Annotated in this window: 18 protein-coding genes, 1 tRNA gene and 2 pseudogenes; 7 read left to right on the forward strand and 14 right to left on the reverse strand. The window is 51.7% G+C overall.

Features of this window, described 5'->3' with window-relative positions; translation table 11 throughout:
- Positions 1 to 4: 4 nt before the first annotated feature.
- From ACP7EW_RS19670 to ACP7EW_RS19690, 5 genes and pseudogenes are all read right to left on the reverse strand, one after another.
- Positions 5 to 805 carry an acid phosphatase gene (locus ACP7EW_RS19670; protein ID WP_426219581.1) on the reverse strand — a complete coding sequence of 267 codons (801 nt, stop codon included), beginning with the start codon at positions 803 to 805 and terminating at the stop codon, positions 5 to 7.
- A 29-nt stretch (positions 806 to 834) separates the two neighbouring features.
- On the reverse strand, positions 835 to 1,680 hold the full coding sequence (locus ACP7EW_RS19675) for a MipA/OmpV family protein (protein WP_426219114.1): 846 nt from the start codon (positions 1,678 to 1,680) through the stop codon (positions 835 to 837).
- Positions 1,681 to 1,695: 15 nt separating this feature from the next.
- Positions 1,696 to 2,730 carry a DUF1254 domain-containing protein gene (locus tag ACP7EW_RS19680; RefSeq protein WP_426219116.1) on the reverse strand — a complete coding sequence of 345 codons (1,035 nt, stop codon included), beginning with the start codon at positions 2,728 to 2,730 and terminating at the stop codon, positions 1,696 to 1,698.
- A gap of 147 nt (positions 2,731 to 2,877) precedes the next feature.
- Complete coding sequence (locus ACP7EW_RS19685; protein ID WP_314525029.1) at positions 2,878 to 3,861, reverse strand: AraC family transcriptional regulator; 984 nt, start codon at positions 3,859 to 3,861, stop codon at positions 2,878 to 2,880.
- Positions 3,862 to 3,927: 66 nt separating this feature from the next.
- Positions 3,928 to 4,029, reverse strand: a pseudogene (locus tag ACP7EW_RS19690) (DUF3077 domain-containing protein); the annotation flags it as partial.
- Between the two features lie 269 nt (positions 4,030 to 4,298).
- On the opposite strand from ACP7EW_RS19690, the gene ACP7EW_RS19695 reads away from it, so the two are divergent.
- From ACP7EW_RS19695 to ACP7EW_RS19710, 4 genes are all read left to right on the forward strand, one after another.
- Positions 4,299 to 4,847 carry a hypothetical protein gene (locus ACP7EW_RS19695; RefSeq protein WP_426219118.1) on the forward strand — a complete coding sequence of 183 codons (549 nt, stop codon included), beginning with the start codon at positions 4,299 to 4,301 and terminating at the stop codon, positions 4,845 to 4,847.
- 1,006 nt (positions 4,848 to 5,853) lie between these two features.
- Positions 5,854 to 5,997: a hypothetical protein gene (locus tag ACP7EW_RS19700; protein ID WP_156425774.1), complete on the forward strand. Its 144-nt coding sequence runs from the start codon at positions 5,854 to 5,856 to the stop codon at positions 5,995 to 5,997.
- Positions 5,998 to 6,048: 51 nt separating this feature from the next.
- Positions 6,049 to 6,363: a helix-turn-helix transcriptional regulator gene (locus ACP7EW_RS19705; protein ID WP_059762282.1), complete on the forward strand. Its 315-nt coding sequence runs from the start codon at positions 6,049 to 6,051 to the stop codon at positions 6,361 to 6,363.
- The gene (locus tag ACP7EW_RS19710; protein WP_426219121.1) at positions 6,332 to 7,285 is read left to right on the forward strand and encodes a reverse transcriptase family protein; all 954 of its coding nucleotides are present in this window, start codon (positions 6,332 to 6,334) and stop codon (positions 7,283 to 7,285) included. The genes ACP7EW_RS19705 and ACP7EW_RS19710 overlap by 32 nt, the downstream gene beginning before the upstream one ends.
- 133 nt (positions 7,286 to 7,418) lie before the next feature.
- On the opposite strand, the gene ACP7EW_RS19715 is transcribed toward ACP7EW_RS19710, so the two are convergent.
- Both ACP7EW_RS19715 and ACP7EW_RS19720 read right to left on the reverse strand, forming a co-directional pair.
- On the reverse strand, positions 7,419 to 8,114 hold the full coding sequence (locus tag ACP7EW_RS19715) for a DUF2290 domain-containing protein (RefSeq protein ID WP_059762283.1): 696 nt from the start codon (positions 8,112 to 8,114) through the stop codon (positions 7,419 to 7,421).
- Positions 8,114 to 10,231, reverse strand: coding sequence for a DEAD/DEAH box helicase (locus ACP7EW_RS19720; RefSeq protein WP_426219124.1), 2,118 nt, complete (start codon positions 10,229 to 10,231; stop codon positions 8,114 to 8,116). Before ACP7EW_RS19720 ends, ACP7EW_RS19715 begins: the two co-directional genes overlap by 1 nt.
- 704 nt (positions 10,232 to 10,935) lie before the next feature.
- On the opposite strand from ACP7EW_RS19720, the gene ACP7EW_RS19725 reads away from it, so the two are divergent.
- Both ACP7EW_RS19725 and ACP7EW_RS19730 read left to right on the forward strand, forming a co-directional pair.
- Positions 10,936 to 11,796 carry a DUF2971 domain-containing protein gene (locus ACP7EW_RS19725; protein ID WP_082706754.1) on the forward strand — a complete coding sequence of 287 codons (861 nt, stop codon included), beginning with the start codon at positions 10,936 to 10,938 and terminating at the stop codon, positions 11,794 to 11,796.
- A gap of 87 nt (positions 11,797 to 11,883) precedes the next feature.
- Positions 11,884 to 12,228, forward strand: coding sequence for a hypothetical protein (locus tag ACP7EW_RS19730; protein WP_426219126.1), 345 nt, complete (start codon positions 11,884 to 11,886; stop codon positions 12,226 to 12,228).
- Between the two features lie 284 nt (positions 12,229 to 12,512).
- On the opposite strand, the gene ACP7EW_RS19735 is transcribed toward ACP7EW_RS19730, so the two are convergent.
- The 6 genes and pseudogenes from ACP7EW_RS19735 to ACP7EW_RS19760 all read right to left on the reverse strand — a co-directional run bounded on the left by ACP7EW_RS19735 (position 12,513) and on the right by ACP7EW_RS19760 (position 17,860).
- A complete protein-coding gene (locus ACP7EW_RS19735; RefSeq protein WP_106577445.1) occupies positions 12,513 to 13,343 on the reverse strand; it encodes an SDH family Clp fold serine proteinase in 831 nt (276 codons plus the stop codon).
- Positions 13,318 to 13,566 carry a hypothetical protein gene (locus ACP7EW_RS19740; protein WP_059762288.1) on the reverse strand — a complete coding sequence of 83 codons (249 nt, stop codon included), beginning with the start codon at positions 13,564 to 13,566 and terminating at the stop codon, positions 13,318 to 13,320. The genes ACP7EW_RS19735 and ACP7EW_RS19740 overlap by 26 nt, the downstream gene beginning before the upstream one ends.
- Positions 13,567 to 14,134: 568 nt before the next feature.
- On the reverse strand, positions 14,135 to 14,410 hold the full coding sequence (locus ACP7EW_RS19745) for a hypothetical protein (protein ID WP_082706755.1): 276 nt from the start codon (positions 14,408 to 14,410) through the stop codon (positions 14,135 to 14,137).
- Positions 14,407 to 15,387: pseudogene (locus ACP7EW_RS19750) on the reverse strand (integrase domain-containing protein). The gene ACP7EW_RS19745 and the pseudogene ACP7EW_RS19750 overlap by 4 nt, the downstream one beginning before the upstream one ends.
- Before the next feature lie 904 nt (positions 15,388 to 16,291).
- Positions 16,292 to 17,620 carry a tyrosine-type recombinase/integrase gene (locus ACP7EW_RS19755; RefSeq protein WP_426219130.1) on the reverse strand — a complete coding sequence of 443 codons (1,329 nt, stop codon included), beginning with the start codon at positions 17,618 to 17,620 and terminating at the stop codon, positions 16,292 to 16,294.
- 164 nt (positions 17,621 to 17,784) lie between these two features.
- Positions 17,785 to 17,860: transfer RNA gene (locus ACP7EW_RS19760), tRNA-Thr, on the reverse strand.
- Between the two features lie 183 nt (positions 17,861 to 18,043).
- On the opposite strand from ACP7EW_RS19760, the gene ACP7EW_RS19765 reads away from it, so the two are divergent.
- The gene (locus ACP7EW_RS19765; protein WP_033896881.1) at positions 18,044 to 18,454 is read left to right on the forward strand and encodes a lipoprotein; all 411 of its coding nucleotides are present in this window, start codon (positions 18,044 to 18,046) and stop codon (positions 18,452 to 18,454) included.
- A gap of 50 nt (positions 18,455 to 18,504) precedes the next feature.
- On the opposite strand, the gene ACP7EW_RS19770 is transcribed toward ACP7EW_RS19765, so the two are convergent.
- Positions 18,505 to 18,918, reverse strand: coding sequence for a hypothetical protein (locus tag ACP7EW_RS19770; RefSeq protein ID WP_426219132.1), 414 nt, complete (start codon positions 18,916 to 18,918; stop codon positions 18,505 to 18,507).
- Positions 18,919 to 19,174: the final 256 nt, after the last annotated feature.

The raw sequence follows: 19,174 nt of genomic DNA on the forward strand, positions 1-19,174 counted from the left end.
CCGATCAGTGCTGGGTCAGCGAGAGCGCCACGCTTTCCGCCCCACAGTCTTGCGTAGGTTTCAGACCGGCTTTTTGAGCCGCCTTGACCTCCTCCTTCGCAGCCGCCAAATCCGCCAGGAACGCTGGATTGGCATGCAAGCTCGCCACCGTCGCCGCGCCCATGATGCGACCGGCATCCACGTCGCTTTGCCAATGTGCGTCGCAGATGACGCGGCTCTGGCCGAAGGACAATCCACGGGTCATCAACTCGGTGGCGCGCGCCGGCTGAATCTCGGCCAGCAGCAGTCCCCAGGCCCAACCGGCAGCAGAGTGGCCGGACGGCCAGGAGCCATCCGTGCGCAGCAGGGGTTCCATATCCTTGCGGCAGGTGCCTTCGTTATGCGCCACGAAAGGTCGGGTGCGGTTGTAGGCGTTCTTCCCGGCGTAGGTGGAGCCGCCGGCATCCGTCAGGGTGCGCTGCATCAAGGTATAAAGATGTGGCGTGTTTTTCTCGGTGATCGGTGTACCCATCGCACAGGAGAAGGCTTGCGCCGGGCCTGGGAAGGCCAGCTCCGCGTCCGCCGCCGCGAGTTTTTCCCGGGCTGTGCCGCGTAGCGACAATGCAGCGCGCCGCGCTTCTTCATCCCGCGCAAGGGCTGCGGAGTCCGGTTTGGGTGGCGCGCCAAGCAAGGCCAGGCGCAATGGCAGATCCTTCGCGTCAAGATAGCCAGGGGCAAGCTTGAAATGCGGGTCTGTGATCTGGGTGACGGGCTCGTCGGCAAACGCCAGCCCCGCGCCGATCAGGCCTGTCAGCCCCAGCAGCATGTGATGTGTGTTCATCGATTGTTCCATGGTCAGAATCGGTACAAGGCATTCAGATAGGCGCCTGCGCCCACCTTTTCACCCGTCAATGGGCTGTTGCGTGCGTCTGAGACCAGGACGTAGGTCTTGAGGCCGCCTTCCAGCGCCAACTGTGGCTGCCATTGCCAGGTGAGACCGAGCTTCAAGGTCACGTCACGCATGCCGCCGCCGGGGTGGTATTCAACGAACTGGGTGCGCGCGGCTTGTTGGGCCGTGACGCCATAGCGGGCCATCATGTCGTTCTCATTGCTCCAGGTGCCGTACAGCGTCGAGTCCAGGGTTAACGTCGAAGACAGTGCGTAGGCGGTGGCGAAGCCGGCTTCCAGGTATTTGGTACGGCCGAGGTTTTCGCCGCCGTAGTTGCGACTTTCGCTGGCTTGCAGGCCGCGAACGAACAGACGCCCGGCGGGCAGGATCCAGTAGGCTTCTGCGCCGATCAGGGCCGTGCTGTCCAGGTTGCCCATGCCCTTGAGGTAGTCGTCACGGCCGCCCAGGGTGTGGATTCTTTCTTTGCGCCCCTGGTCGTATCCCAACAGCAGGGCTACGCCGAAGGGCGATAGCCCCGGCAAGTCCCAGCGCAGCCCATCCGGGAAGGCCGCAGTGAACTTGCCCCAGTTTTCAGTCGGCAACACGGCCTTGAGTTTCAGTGACGCAAACGCCGCGTAGTGCGACGAACCTTCGTACAACGGGCCGACCGCCAGTCCCCCACCAACCGTCACGGACGGCTCGCTGTTTGAGTCGTCTGCGTACGCTGGTAACGCCATCGCCACGGCGAGAGTGATACCTGTAATGAGTGTCGTCGGATGCTTGAACACGTTTGAACCACCGAGCGTTGTCATCGATTCTTTCCTGAATTAGAGAGCGACAGGCTGCGGCGTAGGAAAACGCCATTGGCCACTCAAGATCTCGTCACTCGGCTGATACAGCCGAACCGTGTAGTTCCAACCGGGCGTAGTCGGCAGGCAATTGGCGATCTTTCCGTCACAGCCGCCGAACTGGATGACAATCGAGCCGTCAGCACTTTTCTGAGCGGTTAAATTGTTCAGCGAATAAGCGTCATACGGGTTTTGCTGGAAGTAGCCGTCTGCGTTGTAAACGCTGACAGACCAGAAGCTTTTCACCGGAACATCGCCGACCTTGAGTCGGTAAACGGTCTTGCCGTCGTTCGCAGGCATCACGCCGCCGAGGTAGATGGCGTCCTTGGCCGGGTTGCCGCCCCATCCTGTGGCCGTGCCGATCAGGTGATGAATCGGATTGACCTTGCCCTTGGGACCAAACGACTGGTTGTAATCGGGGATCGTCGAGCCCAGCACTTCGAGGGCTTCGCGCACTTTTGCCTGGCTGGCCGGGTCCCACTTCGGTACGACGAACTCCCCAACCTTGGCTTGTTCGACCGTAATTGCGTCCTGCAGCCCATGCACCTTTTCCAGGTCATGACGATCCGTGGGGTCGAAGAAGGTGCGCACAGCGACAAACACATAACGCGTGCCCACCGCCTCTTTCGTCAGCGTCCGGCGACCGGCGCCGTAGGTGACGATGGGCACGTAGTGGTCTTCATTGATCGCGGCCATCGACATGAACCGCCCCTCGGCCTCAGGCAAGGCGATCGTGACGGGGCCGGCATCGAGGTCGAATACTGCTGATGAATAGAGCGTGTCCCGATTCATCCGCACCACATTCTGGGCGTCGATGGGCACGGCTTCGCGACTATGAACAAATCGGCCCAAGCTGCCGGTGGCAACCATTTTGCCCAAGTAGAGATCGGACTCGGCACGCGCAAAATTATCCACACCCACCGGTATCGCCGCCTCCGGGGATGACTGAGCGTGCGCACTTCCAAAAGCAGCCAGCGCCAGGGCGAAGAGGCAGGCCGTGGGTGATTGAGACATTGAAACCTCGGGGTTTTATAAGTTGGCGTTGATTTTTTGACTGTATAAGAACGCCCTGGCGCGAACTTGCCATTTGGTGCCAAAAGCTCAGCGAGCTCGTACGCGAAGGCCTCCGCTGAGCGTGGCCGGAAGGGTTAAGCGAGGGGGTTAACGATCTTGTTTCAAGAGGGCGCGATAGCGCGACGGTGGGCTGCCTGTCCAGCGCTTGAAGGCACGGGTAAAGTGCGCGGGATCGCTGTAGCCGACCATGTAGGCAATTTCAGTCGCGCTGTACCGGCCGCTGGCAATCAACTGAAGGGCTTCACTGCGACGTGTCTCGTCACGCAGTGCGTCGAAGTCGATGCCGCAATGTTCCAGGCGTCGCTGCAGCGTTCGCACAGACAGCCCGATCTTTCTGGAAATAATGACCAGCTTGGAGAGTTCCTGATCGGCAATCTGCTGGGCAAGCACGTCGGCCGCTGCCGAGGTCGAGTTCAAGGCTTGGGTGGTTTTCCAGGCGACATCCCGGACAGGCCGCAGGGGGATCTCAAGCAGCTCTCGATCAAACTCGATCATGTTGTAGTCGGCGTTCATGACCAGGTTCGGGCCCAGATACTCCTCAAGCGCCTCGTCGCCTCGCTCTCGCGGGTTCTTCAAATGCACGCGTATGGCGCCAGGCGCACCCGACATGAGCGGCACTTTCCTGAGTACGGCCAGCGTGCCGAAAATCACCTGCTTGGGGTCTGCGCCATGATGCCCGGTAAAGTGTTGGATCAACTTTGTCGTACGGCCTTCGGTGACAATCTTGACTTCGCTGCCCTGGTGCAACAAATCCGTATGCACCGCCGCTGCTGCACAGGCTTGAGCCAAACTGGTGGAACCCAGAATCAACTCGCCCCACAGGCCGGTTGAGCGCACATCGGTCAAATGCCCAATCATCGCTCCACCGAAAGGGTCCTGGGCGATGGCAGCCATTTCATTGGCGATATGAAAGCACGCCGCACGCGGCACCCAGGCTTCAGGGTTTTGAAACACATGCGGGGAAATGCCAAAACGCCGAAAGAACTCCAACGGCGATACCCCGCGCATGCTCAGGTAGGGCGCGATCTGGCGAAGCGTGCTGAGCTTGATGGCGGGCGGGGCATTCGTCATGGGGATTGTCTCGGCCATGATGTCTTGGACGTTGAGATGCTTGGAGCAGGGTAGCAGAGGGTGGGGCTACTGCCTGGTAGTGCCGGTTGACTCCAACACCTTCACCACATCATCAATCACCGCCTTGCTCATCTCCTGCAAGTAATGCGACGCCCAGGCATACGGGTCTAGGGGCGCTTGGTGCGCCTGCATCTTGCCGGGTTCTCAGGCCCGATCGCTGAATTGGCAGCGAAGCGTGGTGGGGCGGGGGGAGTCATTGGGAACGTTGATGGGATGGGTGGCAGAATCCTTCATTGGGCTGAATAGGTTGCTACTGAAATTATTGTTTTTATGGCTGAGTCATAATTATTGCCAGTTCATAATTTGGAATAAACGTAGAGGTCGGAGGCATTGGTGCAGAGGAAGGCCGTTCAATCTAATAAGAAGAAGGGTAAATAATGAATTCAGGGATTGATTGGACGACAGTTTCCGTCGCATTGATTACGGCCTTTTCCGCTGCGGGTGGCCCGTTCTGGATATGGCATCGTCAAGCTGCGAGGGAGCGTGAGAGCGTTCGTGCGGCTTTGATAGCTGAGGTTTTGGCGCTGGTTGAGTTGGTAGAGCTGAGAGGCTATGTAGAGGGGTTAAGAGCTGCCCAAGCGGATCTTTCTCCGCCTGAAGGGGCCTCGATTGCAGAGATCTTCGAACCGAGGTTTCAAAAATACTCGGTCAACATTCACGAGCACTACAACCGCGTATATCAGGCCAACGTCGCTCGGCTCGGTGGGCTATCCACTGACGAGGCTAAGCAGATTGTTCGGTTTTATCAGTTGGCGGACAGCGTGAGGTTGGATGTTACAGCTGGTGGTGTGCTTTTCAGCGGCACAGCAGACCCGGACAGTTTTGGTGAGGCAGCGGATCTATTGGATGCGGCTATGAAAATTGGCCGTGAATTGACAGCGGAGCGCGGCAAGAAGAAGTGGGGGATGCGAAAAAAAGCAGGGTAGTGTTCTGAGCGTAGACGTTTAGTGGGCATTTTCAAGAAACGACGCCCAGAGTTTCTCGCGTTTTCCAAACCCCAGAAACCACAAAGCCCCGCATTGCGGGGCTTCGAGATATGGTGCCGGCACCAGACGAACGGTAGCGGTCAGCGGGGCTAGGTTTTCTGCGGATCTGGAGTTCGGTGGAAAATTTGGCGTACCCCAACTAGTAACTATAAATAAATCAGCTAGTTATGGCGCTCGGTGGAATCGAATTCGGGATTTTTTAGATGTGAGCACATTGTCGGTCTGTAAGTAATTCAGAGCCGCATACGGAACGGTAGCCTACTGAGTTTGAACGTTGCCGATCAATCCCTCTGTAGAGAATAGGCAGGAATCCGCCAAAAGTGCCCATGGCGACAGGCAGCAGACGGCCAAAAGGGGTCATTCGGTGATGCCTACGAAACTAGGGGCGACTCAGTGATCCAGACAATCCGAAGCGATTTGCCCACATTGAGAGAACATCACAGATAGATGCGGCAGATGCTTCGTACCCCCCCCCCCGATCATAGGCGTGTGCCACTAGAGGATCAGCACAAAACGAGAATGATGGCAAAGCACCTGCAGATTGCTGAGCGCAACTGGCTTACCTTTTCGAACCGATGGCATAGCAAAAGCAGCATCCGAACCCTATGATCAAATCATTATTTTTCGCTGTCAGCGAAAAATAATTGCCACCAGCGAAATCTTTCGCTAAGATCCGCCTGCGGTTGGTGAAACATCTTGAGTGTATTTGGTGGACGTGAGTCTACCGTGGAGGTATCAACCTCTAACCCCATGCCTGCACGCATCCGGCCCCTCGTGGGTATCCCGGGTAGCTGCCAGGGCTGTGCGTCGTCGAGACGCGACGCACAGTGGCTCTTAGGGGGGGGGAAAGGCGTTGTTCAAACATCAATCACTTTGATCCTTTGGTTGTGTCGAGACGGATTTTGGAATTTTTTCAAGGTCTGACAACCTAATTAAGGAGCTTCAAATGCAAAGTGAGAAAAAGACCGCGGAACAACGCTTGGCTAAACGTAAAAAACCAGTGTCGCTGCTGGATGTCGGAATGTTTGTAGTACGGCTGGTTGATATTGGCCTACGCCTATACGACAAATATTTTGGCAATGGTGGCTGAGGTTAATTTAGCATACCCCCCTTTTAATCCACTTACATATAGGTGGCTATTATGCTTTCCACAGCACTATCCTTGATAAGAAAATACAACACGCTAACACAATCACAGCTGTCAGCTGAGTTAGGGCTATCCAACTCTTATCTCTCTGAGATAGAGGCTGGCAAAAAACAGCCATCGATAGAAATCCTCATGAAATACAGCGAGTATTTCGAGATTCCTCTGTCATCAATAATATTCTTCTCTGAGCACGTCGATGATAAAAAAGTCACTGAAAAGGTTAGACTTGGGTTTGCTTCCTCGATTTTAACGATACTGGAATGGAATCTTAAAAGAAATGAGTCAAAGAAGAAGAAGGTCTCTGCATAAAAAAAGATTCCACTTAAACCAGTGCGCCCTTTATAAGCTTACTTCCAAGAAAAAACTAAGTGCAATTCTTAGAGTATCCTTGGCGAACATAAAAAGCCTGTGCGATAACGACCGAAATTATCACTTAGTCGAGATAGAAGAAGAATTTAACGAGTTGACGGGAAAAAGGAAAAAAGCTAGACAAGCTAGTGTCCCCAACTTTTTTCTTAAAAAGGTTCATTCCCGGGTACATACTCTTCTGTCCGGGATTCAGACCCCTGGTTATGCTCATGGCTCGATCGTTGCGAGGTCTTACGTAACGAATGCGTTAGCGCATGTTGAGTCCTGGGAATTTTTAACGATGGATGTACAAGATTTTTTTCGCTCGGTAAAGAGAGAATTTGTATACTATTTCTTCAAAGACGCTATGCTTTGCTCCCCCGACGTCGCAGGTATTTTGAGCAACCTTCTTACTTATAAAGGTGCATTAGCAGTTGGGAGCCCAGTAAGCTCACTTTTGTCCATGTGGTCATGCAAAGTCATGTTTGATCGTCTGGACTCCTTGGCCATTAAAAATGGCTTAAGATTTTCGACATTTGTAGATGACTTGACTTTCTCAGGTTTAAAAATACCCGCATCGTTTCATGAAGAGATAGAAAGCACCTGTAGGCGTTATGGATTGAGCATACGGAAAGATAAAACGAAATTTTACAGAAATGGAATGCCAGCTCTGATAACCGGAGTAATAGTAGCTAACGGGGGAATTGAGGCTACTTACTCTCGCTTTAGAAGTATTCGTAAACTATCCACAATTTTGAGTGAGGAAGGGGCTCATGCGATAGTAAACGGAAAATATGCGAAACGCTCTCTCCGAGGAGGGCTGCTTGAGGCTCGGCGAATCGGACGTATCAGTGATAGTCGATTACAGCCAAGCGGTGGTTGATCTGGTGCTCGTAGCGCAATGCTACTCGGGCATACTGCCGAAAACTTTGAGGTCAGAATTTATCTTCTGCTAAACTATGTTCGATCCACTATTTCCCACGGAGCACCTCATAGGTACTACGTGGGAAGACTCACTACCGGAAATGTAATCGGCGGCCTTCAGTCTCCTGAAAATTGTCGTCTTCCAGCAAAGAGCACAATGAAAGTTCTCGTATGTATGCTTCCTCAAAGCTATTTTCCAGTTCCCCTTCTTTTTCGTATCCGCCTTTTTCCTGCCAGATTATAGGGTGGTACAAGAAAAGGACTTTCATGAAAAATGCGAACGGAGAAAGAACTCTGTTAACAGGCCACCTGTTCTCAGCTCTAAATCCAATATGAAAATGTGCGGCCGGGTGGTACTTTGAGCAATACTGCTCTGTTGAAAGATCATATCTTATAATTGGAATATCGAACGTTAAATTCCCTTCACTGATTAACTGCTCAAATTCTTGTAACGTTATATCACCGCTAGCTAGCATGCTATCTGCGGTTTGCCGATCATCCTGATATTCAATAAAAGAATAGGGATTTGGGTAGTAAGCCAAACGGACATCTTTCCGTTCGACAGTTTCTGTAAACTGGAAAAATGAATGGTCCTTGAGCATCAGATTAAAATCTTGGTTTTTCGCACCAACATCATAGACTTGGCTATAACTATTGGATTGTCTTGCGGCTTTTTTAAAATCTGACGAAGCCTTCAATGAGCTTATCGGACCGCACTGCAACGCGATACCCGTCTCATACGCAAAATCTACAGTTTTCCTGACACTCCTATCGAAGATTGCGCTCATTATTCTCCCTTCCCAAACGCCAGGTTCAACTCTAACTGAATTTCCTCCTCAGAGAAGCCCTGATCGCGAAGTTCACCTACCATTTGGTGCAGCTTGTATATTTCCGAGCTTTTACTGTCTAGATCGCGCTGGATTGTTTCAATTTCTTCAATGTTTGGGACCTCAAATATCAGGCTTGGAGCATTTAATAAACTTTCCTCAATTTCACGGAAGAAATAGTTAGCTTTATCACCCCAACCGCTAACTCGCAACCATGCTTTGGTTCTGGTAAATGCGGTGAATAATTTATTTCTTCCACTTCTGTGATTTTTGTATTGGTATATCGCATCAATACCGGCTGCGAAAACAAGTGATGCCTCATTACCCTTTGCTCTATGCACCGTGGATAAGGTCACCATGTCGTCTAGAGTAAATGGAGGCGCCGCCGAAATTGAAGTCAGAAGATTATTAGATCTTATTCCATGCTGCGCTAGTGTGCGGGAAATTTTTGAAAAATATGTCCTCGCGTTCAAATCATCTAGCGAAATAACAAGGATATCGTGAGGTTTCAATCCCTCGGCCAACGCAGCAGAAATTCCGTCTGTAATCCAAGAGCATTCTTCGTCAATTGATGCTGCACCATACAACTTAACTAGATCACTCTTGCTTTGTTGCTGGTAAATTGAAAGCGGACTATTTTCGCGGCTGCGGGTAATTTTAGCTTGAGTACCAGCGACTAACTCCCCTGATTCAACAGTATACCCGACGTCTTCCCAATGCTCTTGATTCTCAAGCATTTGCACGGGCTTATCGGCATAAAGACCAAAACCTACCGCGTGAGCGGTCACGAGCACTTCTAAAGGATTTCGATAGCACTTATAGAGCACTAGGTCATTGCTCTGACCATAACTCAAATTCGCTTTGAATTTGCGAAGATCGACTTTTGGATTTCTGTCACTATCACTACCAAAAAGTTCTTCGGGTGTACGTTGATATACGTTAAATATTGACTGTAAGTCGTCATAGGCCCAGACAATATTTTTATCACTTCCAAGCTCCCCCTTCGCAAGCTGGTAACACACTTTGAAAAAATCGTTGGGGAGATCCTGTGCTTCATCAATCAGAATGTAATCATACTTTTGTTTCAACGTTCGCTCTTCAAGCTTTGCGCAAATGAAGCTGAAGGGGTCGTTAGCGTTGTTGCTCTTTGCCACCTGAAATGCGATTGGGGACAAAGAGTTTTCAATGCACGCATTGTAGTAGACGCCATCAATTTTTCGCCCTCCCCAAGCATGTAGAATGTCTATTTTTTCCCAGTTAGGCTCATCTCCAGCGAAGTGTCTATAGAATCTAGAAACGGACTCTTTTATCAACTCATACAAGCTTTTCGTATAAAATGTAAAAAGTATTTTTTTATCAGGATGCTGCAAATGAATGTGTGCAGCCTTCATTGCCAAGACGACTGTTTTTCCTGAGCCAGCTAAACCTCGAATTCGTTGAGGACCATTGATCAAACTAATAGCTATTTTTCTCTGGTCGATATCGAAGTTAGATACTTCTTTCTCTAATTCAATGAGAATATTAAGTTTTGTGGAGGGATCATCTGAGATTTTGATTCGTCGGGAAGGTTTTGAGAGAGCTTTAGAACCCTCAATAATAGCTCTAGCCTCGTCAAAGATTTCATCACCAAGTGGCGACTCGTCATGGGAAAACTCATCCAGATATGTTTGAATCCCATTAATAGAGGTTATCGTTTCATTTTCTAGATCATCGCCGTCCAATTGTTCGGTGCAAAAAATAGCACTTTCAAATTGAACGTGTAATTCTTTTTTATTTTTTCTTAGTAGTTTGCTTTTACGGATTGCGGAATCTATGAAACTAAAAACTTGACTGAGATTCTCGTCATCAACCTCTAAGTTTGATTTTACGGACGTCTGAAGCAATACCAGCCCGTGCACTCTCGATAAGATCAATATCTTTGACTTTATCGTTTCGTGCTCATAGTCCTTGAAGACAGGGAAGCCGTAATAAACTACCGCATCATCCAACTTTAATTCATTTGAGTTGGCAGTCAGATATGTAAGTATCTCATTATCTAGACCATGAGGCGGAACTTCCGTAGCAATAATCTTTTCCAATTGATCATCCTTAATTTAGGGCTTGCCCACTGACATACTTTCTTGTTCGTCGCTTCACAGATATCAAAGTATTTTGAAGAAATTCGGTACTCCTGTAAACGCATGGCGAACCTGATTTTGCTAGAAAATATGGCTCGTGCTCCCCCGGCGCGAACGAGCACAGCTAGCGTTCAACGCATCTTAAGGTTCCGCCGATGCTCCTGAGTCGCGGCAGCGGCGGTAAGCCTCGCGGAGCAAGACTGCCTATTGAGCCCGCGGCGAACAAGGGAGATGCTGGGGGAACAAGCGAAGCTTGTGGGCCCACAACACACATCTTGCCGTCAAATCCTACGCAACTTTATGCGACTACACTTAAATCGCCAATTAAAGAATGCCCAATCGCATTGATTCGCATAAAATCGCGTTGGATCGCATAAAACAGGCGTCCGTTCTTAGAGCTGACTGCGGAAACCGAAGCCTGGCGCGCAGGCAGAGCCGATCCAACTTTGACAAGAATAGCCGGTGCCCAAGCGTTCTCTCGCGGGGGGATACCTTCATCTAATAACGGCGACTTGAAGAAGATGCGAGAGGGAGCGTTTGCCAGCTGGCGTGGGACGGATGCCTAACGATGAAGGGTAATGCCCAAAGCATTAATGTAGTTATATTTAATTGAATTTTCTTTTGTAATTGAAATAAAGATTAACTCTCGGGGAGTTTAGCATTCCATGAAGCAGCCAATGTTCTTCTACAAATTTGTCAGTTCTGATCGATTAGATATATTGACGGGTGGCATGATTCGATTCACACCCGTAACGGATCTTAATGACCCATTTGAGTTGAACCCAACAATAACCCCTATCGCAAGCAAGTATTTTGAATTACTGCAAGACATTTCGGAAGGAAAATGTGAAAGCTTGTCTTTTGACGAGTCTGATTATGAGTACTCAAGTGAAAGACATTATCAGGTAGACCAGATGAGAAAGGTGTTTGATAGTAAGATTGCTGAATATGGAGTTTTAAGCGTGTCATCAAACGACAAAATAAATCAGTTTTTAACAGTTTCCATGCCCGACAAAAGTGATCCGCGTACAAATTTACTCATGTGGTCACACTATGGTGATTCGCACAAAGGCCTTGTAATTGAATTTGAAGCGGGTTTTGTCGAAGGTATAGACATGAAACTGGTGGAATATAGAGATGAGCGTGAAATCTTAACATTTGAAGATATTGAAGACGATAATTTTGATTCAATCTTGTTAAGGAAGTCCGTAGAGTGGAGTTATGAACAAGAATATCGTGCTATTTTGCCCTTAGCAAAAGCAGACAGTGTTAATGGCGGGGTGCATCTCTTTAAAATTATAAAGAGTAAAGTTCGTAGTATAACTTTTGGCTCAAAAATGCCAAACGATAAAAAACTCGATATAATAAAAACTCTGAAGTCCGATGCCGACTATAAGCATATTGCTTACAATCATGCTCGATTACACGATGACGGGTATTTTCTTGATTTTTATTATGATGATGGCGCTGTAACGAACAATCCCCCGTACGGAATGCAGAGAATTTTTACACAGAAAAAACTATGATGTGTTACGACGCAGTTTAGATGGTCCGAGTACCCAAGTCCGTGTAGACCTTGACTCTAAAGAAGGTAGAAGATCGGGGAGAGAAAAATGTTCATGAAAATGGGCAGTTCTTTTCTGGCTCAAGAGCATTACGCGGCTGGAATAGAGAGAGTTCTACATATGGAGCTTGGTGAAACGCATGAGGTGATAAAAACACTGATGCGGTGGACGAACGCGAATGAGAGGACAGTTAAGAATTGGAGGAACGGAAGCAATGGCCCGCGAGGCGAGCATTTGGTGGTACTAGTCAAGCACTCAGACCTTGCCCTGGCGGCGTTTCTTGGCATGGCAGGGAGACCGCTTGCGCTGACCGCGTCAGAACTCCCGTTGCTCAAGCAGAAGCTTCAGAAGGCAATAGACGGGGGTGATTCGTGTCTAACGCTTAGGGATTGATAGATAGCAGCCAATTTATGCCATTGCAGACAGCGTGTCGCAGGCATGTATTCAGTTACTAATGCCCAGTGTTGGCCACAACAATATTGATGCGCCTCACGCACAGTGGTAACAGTCGCATCCCATGCCGGTATCGGATTTGAGTCGGAAGCTGCCCTCTCCGAATGACTGCTTTGCCGATCGCCGCCCATCAGAGCTCACGCCGGCGATATGGGGGGCGTTACGGTCTGATGTGCCGGGCACATGAGGGGATCCAGTGAGCTCATGACGAGCTCACTGGGGCCTTAGGGTGCAGGACGAGGGGCAACCTTAACGGCGCTGCTTAGTTTTTGAGCTTCGAAGATTTTTGCGTAGCCCGATTGTAGGCAGTCGTATTGGTACATTGTTCTGAGCAGCCAAAGTTTCTGCCAAAGAGCGTCGTCCATTGCGTGCTCTGTAACGTTCAATTTGAGCAGGGCTGCTTCACGCATATCTATGACGGATCCGTGGGAGTGGTAGTGCCCCCTGGTCGCCATTTTCGATATCGTTTCATTTATATCTTCCGGCCCCAGATGCGACATCATTCCTCGCGATAGAAGCTCGCGCGCAAGTTTTTCTGTTTGACCGCGAGTAGTGGAGGCGAGCTGGTACTCAATCGGGTTGAACGAGCCCGGAGGCGCATTGAGAATGAAATCTACAGGAACCCCGTTGTAGAACGGATCAATTGGGCCCAATTCCGATTCAACACCCATCATGATTGTCGAACCGCACATGGCGATTACCGTGCCATTGCTTTTTGCTCGTCTGGGAACGATAACCCGCAGGTTTGGAGCCGCCTGCTGAAGCAGGGAGCAGATTTTCTCAGTCGGATCGGTATAGCCGCCGTTGGTCTCAAGCAGTAAGTCGATTGGCTTTCCGAGGGAGCCTCGCAGTAACTCTGCGAAAAGCACATCGTCGCCCATATCGATTTGCGCGCCTGATTGCTCGCATTCGGTGAAATAGACGATGAGATCGCGACCGGTATCTTCCTGAATGTCAGCGATAAGCTGTTGACGAAGATACCGATCTTTATGCGTGACCCAAAATAGCGGCGACTGCGGGGGAAGCGTCTTAGATCGCGGAAAGCAGTCCGGCATGGCGTCGAACTTCCTGTTCATCTTGAGTAGTGTGATTTTCACCAAGGGCGAAAATGGTCTGTCCGGCGTTCATCCGCTCACTAGCGCGACGAATAGCCTCGTAGGGGTCACGGCTGGCTGGCGAGGTAACCTCGTCTTTTACAAGGGCCTGGTCTGTTCGGGTTCCGAACAAATTTCGCGCCTGAACCATCGCGCTTGATTCACTAAAAAATACGCTGGTCATAAGCTGCTCCTTTCAGAAGATCAGCGGTGCACGTAACCAATGCAAGTTATCCACAGGATACGCACATTGCTTACACAAAGTGGCTCGCGATTATCGCCACGTCAAGCCCGCTGTCAAATTATTAATTCGTAGAAAATCGCGTTAGGACGGAAACGCTGAGAAAGCCTGAAGGTTCATTCGACGGATGGTCGTATGGGGCATTCGGCAACGCGAATCATCGTTTTCGATTTAGTACCGCTTTTCGATCATCATTAAGCTGTTCATATATACAGTAGTCTGGTTTTTACAAGCTTGTCGAGTTCGATTTGATGAAGCGTTGGATCAGCCGAACAGCGAACCCGGGTTGAGGCTAGCGTCGGTGCTGGGGATTAGGGCAGATTTAGGGAAAAACGTAGGCCGCCGGAGACCGTTATGGGCTTGTTCATATAACCAGCGCGCTTGATTTTATTGGCCTCTACGGAGTGCGCATCGTCAGAAAGAAAGCGATTCCCTATCCACGCCTTAGCTCAAAAATATATCCAACGGTTGCATCGATCGGTTGAGTCCACAGCCGTTTTCTGAGCCTCGTTTAGCGGTTGAACTGCCAGGGTTTACCTAGGCGATGAGTGAGTGCTTGTACGGTCAGCAAATAGTAATAGCGCGTCGATTCAGTACGCTGATTTAGGTGGCGATTTAAAAACCACGCAAGGTGTTTTCTCTGCCAAGTCCATGGATTGTCGCGTTGCCAGCGCTCAGCGATTGCTGTTTGGATAGCCTTTGCCTGACGAAGGTGGCGTTCGCGTGTGGTATGCGACCCGCTCAAGACTCCTGAAAGGAACAACTCCATATCGAATGCCGTGCTCATGCTCGACCACCAATGTAAGCCGAGACCACGCCGATACGGCGGTGTCCTAGCTCATAGCTGATTTGCAGTCGGGCATCCTGATCTAGGCGTCGGTCGAGTTGATAGCAATGGCCACCGTTGATGGGCGCAGGATGCTGCGTGATTTGCTCATAGCGTTCGCACGCAAAAGATGCCCGCAATTCGTGGAAGCCTTTGAGGTGGTGCGTATGGAGGATGTCCCGTGCGAGGCGGACTATCCCCCGTTGGAAATCTAGGTAGCTTTCATCCGGTGCAAGCAGGTTGCGGCTACCGTCGGGCGAGGCCTGATGGGCGAATGCCAGGGCATTGCGGATGTGATCGTTCACCGTGATCCATCGAGGTGCCGACGCACCTTCGCGGCCCCCTTTGGTGCCATCCTGGATGTTCATCTTGCCGTAGTGTTCTGCCTCACGTTTTAAACGCGGTAGGTCCGCCAATATGGCCTCGCGTAAGCGCATGCCGGTGGCTCGCGCCAGCTGAGCGATGGCCGCCGCGCGCGGCATTTGGTGTTCGCAGAGCACGTCGACGATCCGCTTCACCTGTTCGCGGTCTTGGCCTTGCGGAACCGAGCAGCGAACACTGGTGCGCCGCATTCCCAACGCCTTGCTCGGACTCGGCACTTTCACATATTGATCACCGCGAAGCGCGGCCATGGTCCGATTCACACTGGACAACCGGTTTTGCGCAGTGGCGATGGCCAGCTCACCTTGTTCAACTTGTTGGCGCAGATGTCCGGCGTAGTCCAAGAAGGTCCGCCGATCAATCTGCCGCGCATCGTTAAACCCCGGCCCATTCTCCGAGCGGCACCAACGTACAAATGCCTGTCAGCGATCACTGTGCGCCTTGACCGTGCCGTAATGCCCGCCGCCAAATAGATCTTTCAGCGCCTGCGGCCCGGCATAACTCAGTTGCCGGCCATAGCCAAAATTGCGCCCATCCCGTCTACCGACCAATGCCATGATCGAACTCCTCTCGAAGCCAAAACTTTAAAACCTTCCCCACGTCATCCCGCCAGGAATGTTGAGTGTTATCAGGGATCAAGGCCCCTGCGGCCTGTGAGGGTTGTCCACTAACGCGGGACTGACGGCTCCTTACGACCGGGAGTTTGGGCATCTCATGATCTGGCCTCCTGAACACTTCCGAAGAAGTGGGCGGGTGGAGGCTGCACTGGCTGACGAGACCAATGCCGTGAGAACCTGAGTCGGGTGAAGGCAGTGAGGCGATGACCGGGGCATGCCTGACTGTCAGTCAGGTGCAGTCCATTCCCTGGGCTGCGGCACCACCATCTGCATCGCTGTTGCTAGTGACTTCGGTGTTTGTCACGCCGATTGTCACGAGGGGAAATGCCGCAATGCCTTGTACGAGGTGGGCTGCAGCAGTGGTAGGAGCGCCCGTCTCTTTCCGGGAGAAAGAGACGGGCGCAGGTTGGCTCAATGAAATGGCCAAGCGGATAGGTTGCTGCAGGGCAGCTATGAAAGGGGGAAGTTGCCGCAGTGGGCACATTGGTAAAAGTAGGCATCCATCACATCGCTGTGACCGTGCGAGCCGCCGGACGCTAATCGCACTTTGGGAGAACCACCACGGTGTGGCGTAGCCTTAAAGGTTCTGGCTACCTGGGTTGCTGTCAAAGACAGCGCTTTGCCCGATCTTTTCTACGCCTGTGGATAATTTGGGTCAAGGCTCGAATTTTCGGGAATTCTGCGGCTGTGGATGAAATTATCCACCGGTGGAAATCTATGGTTTTCCACAGACAATTTGCGTGGGCTTTAGATTTTTTAAATGAGGTCCATCCAAGCAGGGCGGCTTTGCAGCCCCGCTTGGATGGACCCGCGTGGGAGGGCGGACAACGGTGATCTCACAGGCTTACCCACGTTTGGATGCGCCACGGCTATTTTGTAGGGCGGTGATGTTGTCGCCGACTGGGTGAGCGAATTCGTGGGGTGTCACATGCCCATGGCGGTTGGCGTCGATGTAGTTGCTCCACCACGCCATGATTAGCCTGCGCTGTTCGAGGAATTCGGCCTTGTGGATATAAGCGGCGCGCACGCGGTTGCGTTCCTTGTGGCTCATTTGTCTTTCGATGGCTGCGTCGGTCCATAACCCGGACTCCAGCAGGGCGCTACAGGCCATGGTCCTGAAGCCGTGGCCGCACACGTCCTTGCTGGTGTCATAGCCGACGTTGCGGAGCATGGTGTTCACCGTGTTCTCGGACATGGGCTTCCAGTACTTGTGATCGCCCGGTAGCACCAACTCTGAAAAGCGACTGAGGCTGCGCAGGCGCTCCAGTATTTCGATGACCTGTGGCGATAACGGAACCATTTGAATGTCGCCGTTCATCTTGGTCCCGCGTGTGGAGTTGCGTACCCCTTCAATCGGTGCGCGTGTATCGGGGATTTCCCACATGGCGCGTTGGAGGTCGAACTCACTCCATCGCGCGAAGCGCAGTTCGCTGGAGCGGACGAATACATGCAGCGTCAGCAGGACGGCAAGGCGCGTCAGCTCGCGGCCGTTGTAGTTGTCGATACGGTGTAGCAGTTCGGGTAGGCGGTTGAGAGAGAGGGCCGGGCGATGGACTGTGCGCGGCGCGTGAAGCGAGCCTGCCAGATCCAGTGCAGGATTCATGGTGATCTGCCGAGCCCTTTTGGCCCCGCGCATGATGGTGGATAAGTAGTTCTGTACCCTTAACGCCACATCCATGGTGCCGCGTTCCTTGATGCGCTGGGTGATCTCTAGCAGGTCGTGGGTATCGAGTTCGGCGATGGGCCGTTGGCCGATCAGCGGGAAGACGTGGGTGCGCAGTCGGCTCATTACGGTTTTTGCGTGGCCTTCGGTCCAGCGACGGGACATGTCGGCGTGCCACTCCAGAGCAACGGTTTCGAAAAGCAGTGCCGCCCGCTGGGCTACGATCTTGGCCTTCTTCTTTTCTTCCATTGGGTCGAGGTTGTCGAGCAGCAACGCTTTGGCTTCGTCTCGCTTACGTCGTGCGACGGAAAGGGTAACGATGGGGTAATTGCCGATGATGAGCGTACCTTCCTTGCCGCTAGGCTTGGTGTACTTCAAGCGCCAGGTCTTCACGCCATTGGGTTTGATGAAAAGGTACATGCCTCCGCCGTCGAACAGCTTGTAGGCGCGTTCGCGGGTTTTGGCGGTGCGGCATTGCAGGTCGCTGAGGGGGATCGCTAGACGTGGCATAGGGGTACGCGCTCCTGACCGGGAAATCGCAATACCCCTAACATACCCTCGGGGAAGGGGGATTTTGTTGGATCCCGACAGAGGGTCCTGGAACGAAAAAACCCGCCAAAGGGCGGGTTTTCGGGGCTTCCAGAGCATTCAGTAGAATGCAATGGAGCCTAATGTGGTGCCGGCACCAGGAGTCGAACCCGGGACCTACTGATTACAAGTCAGTTGCTCTACCAACTGAGCTATACCGGCGTGTTAGGGCGACGATTATAGCGATTGGCAAGGTTCTGTAAACCCCTGAATTCTGACTATTTTTGCAGAACCCAAGGTTTTTTCATCCGCGCCCCTTTTTCCGATCAGCAAGGGTAGGATTCTTCCTAAGCCGCCGAAGGGTCAAACCCGGTGCAATCTCATCCCATACAAAGGAAGCCCCACGTGAAACGGACTCTCTCCCTGTCCCTCATCCTCCTCACTGCCGCGCTCAGCGCGTGTTCCTCAAATAAGCCCGGTAATGACCCTGCCCTGGTCGGTACTTGGAAAGGCTTGCGTACCGAAACCGGCAAATGCCAGTTCCTGTCGTGGACCAATAACCTCAAGCCTGACGGGCGCTTCGTCATTACCTTCTACCGCGATGCGCAGCAGACCCAGGTGATCCAGACCGAGCAGGGTTCATGGTCAGCGGCCAATGGCAAGAATGAGTTGCGCACGGACGGCGTACGTTCGCCGGATGTGTACACCTACAAGCTGCTCGACGCCGACACCGTTCACTACGTGAGCGTGTCGTCGGACCCTACCAGCGATTGCCAGGATGACTACGCGTTCACCGAGCGCCGCGTGCGCCAATAAGGCTGGCACGCTCCAAAACCGGGCGCTCGGGTGCCCGGTTGTTATAGGTATCAACGCCTCTTCCCACAGTTCTTCCCGAACTTCTTGTAGTCCATTACCCATTTCTGCCTGCATTTGCAGCAAAAGCCTACAGGCTGACTGCGATCAATTTGGTTTAGTGAATGGGCGGTATCCTCCGGGCTTAGCAGATTGAGTGCCCTGGTGGTGTCATGCGGCGCGGGTTTTGCTTCGCTGTCCAGCGAGGCGGTGCCTGTACGCACCGATATACAGGCTGTGGCTTCGCGGGCGATTTGGATCAACCGCTCGGCTGGTTTTCCCTTGAATACAGGTGAAGTTTCCGTATTCTGTGGCGCGATATAAACCGTCAGTTTAATCGCGGTTTCATGTAGGCAATTTTTCGAGACATTGTTGGGCAATCGAATATTTGTTGATGGGTGTGTCAGTTTTGCGCCGTTCTTGTCCATCTGGACAACAATTTTCGCGAAATAACAGTGCAAGTTCATGTTCTTACAACGAATGCATTTTTTATCACAGAAAAGTCATAAAAATGGCGCCACGCCGTTCGTCGGATTAAATTGAACTAAAAGCATCAAAATACTGACACCATCAATGTGATATCACAGAATGCGCCCGACACCACATAACTAGAAAAATACAAGGTCAGCCTATTGCTGACCTTTTTATCGCCTTTAAAGCGCAAACAGGTGGGGAGGGGCAGTG

Origin of the sequence: Pseudomonas sp. DWRC2-2, from assembly GCF_049897885.1 — a bacterium.
GTDB lineage: Bacteria > Pseudomonadota > Gammaproteobacteria > Pseudomonadales > Pseudomonadaceae > Aquipseudomonas > Aquipseudomonas azotoformans_A.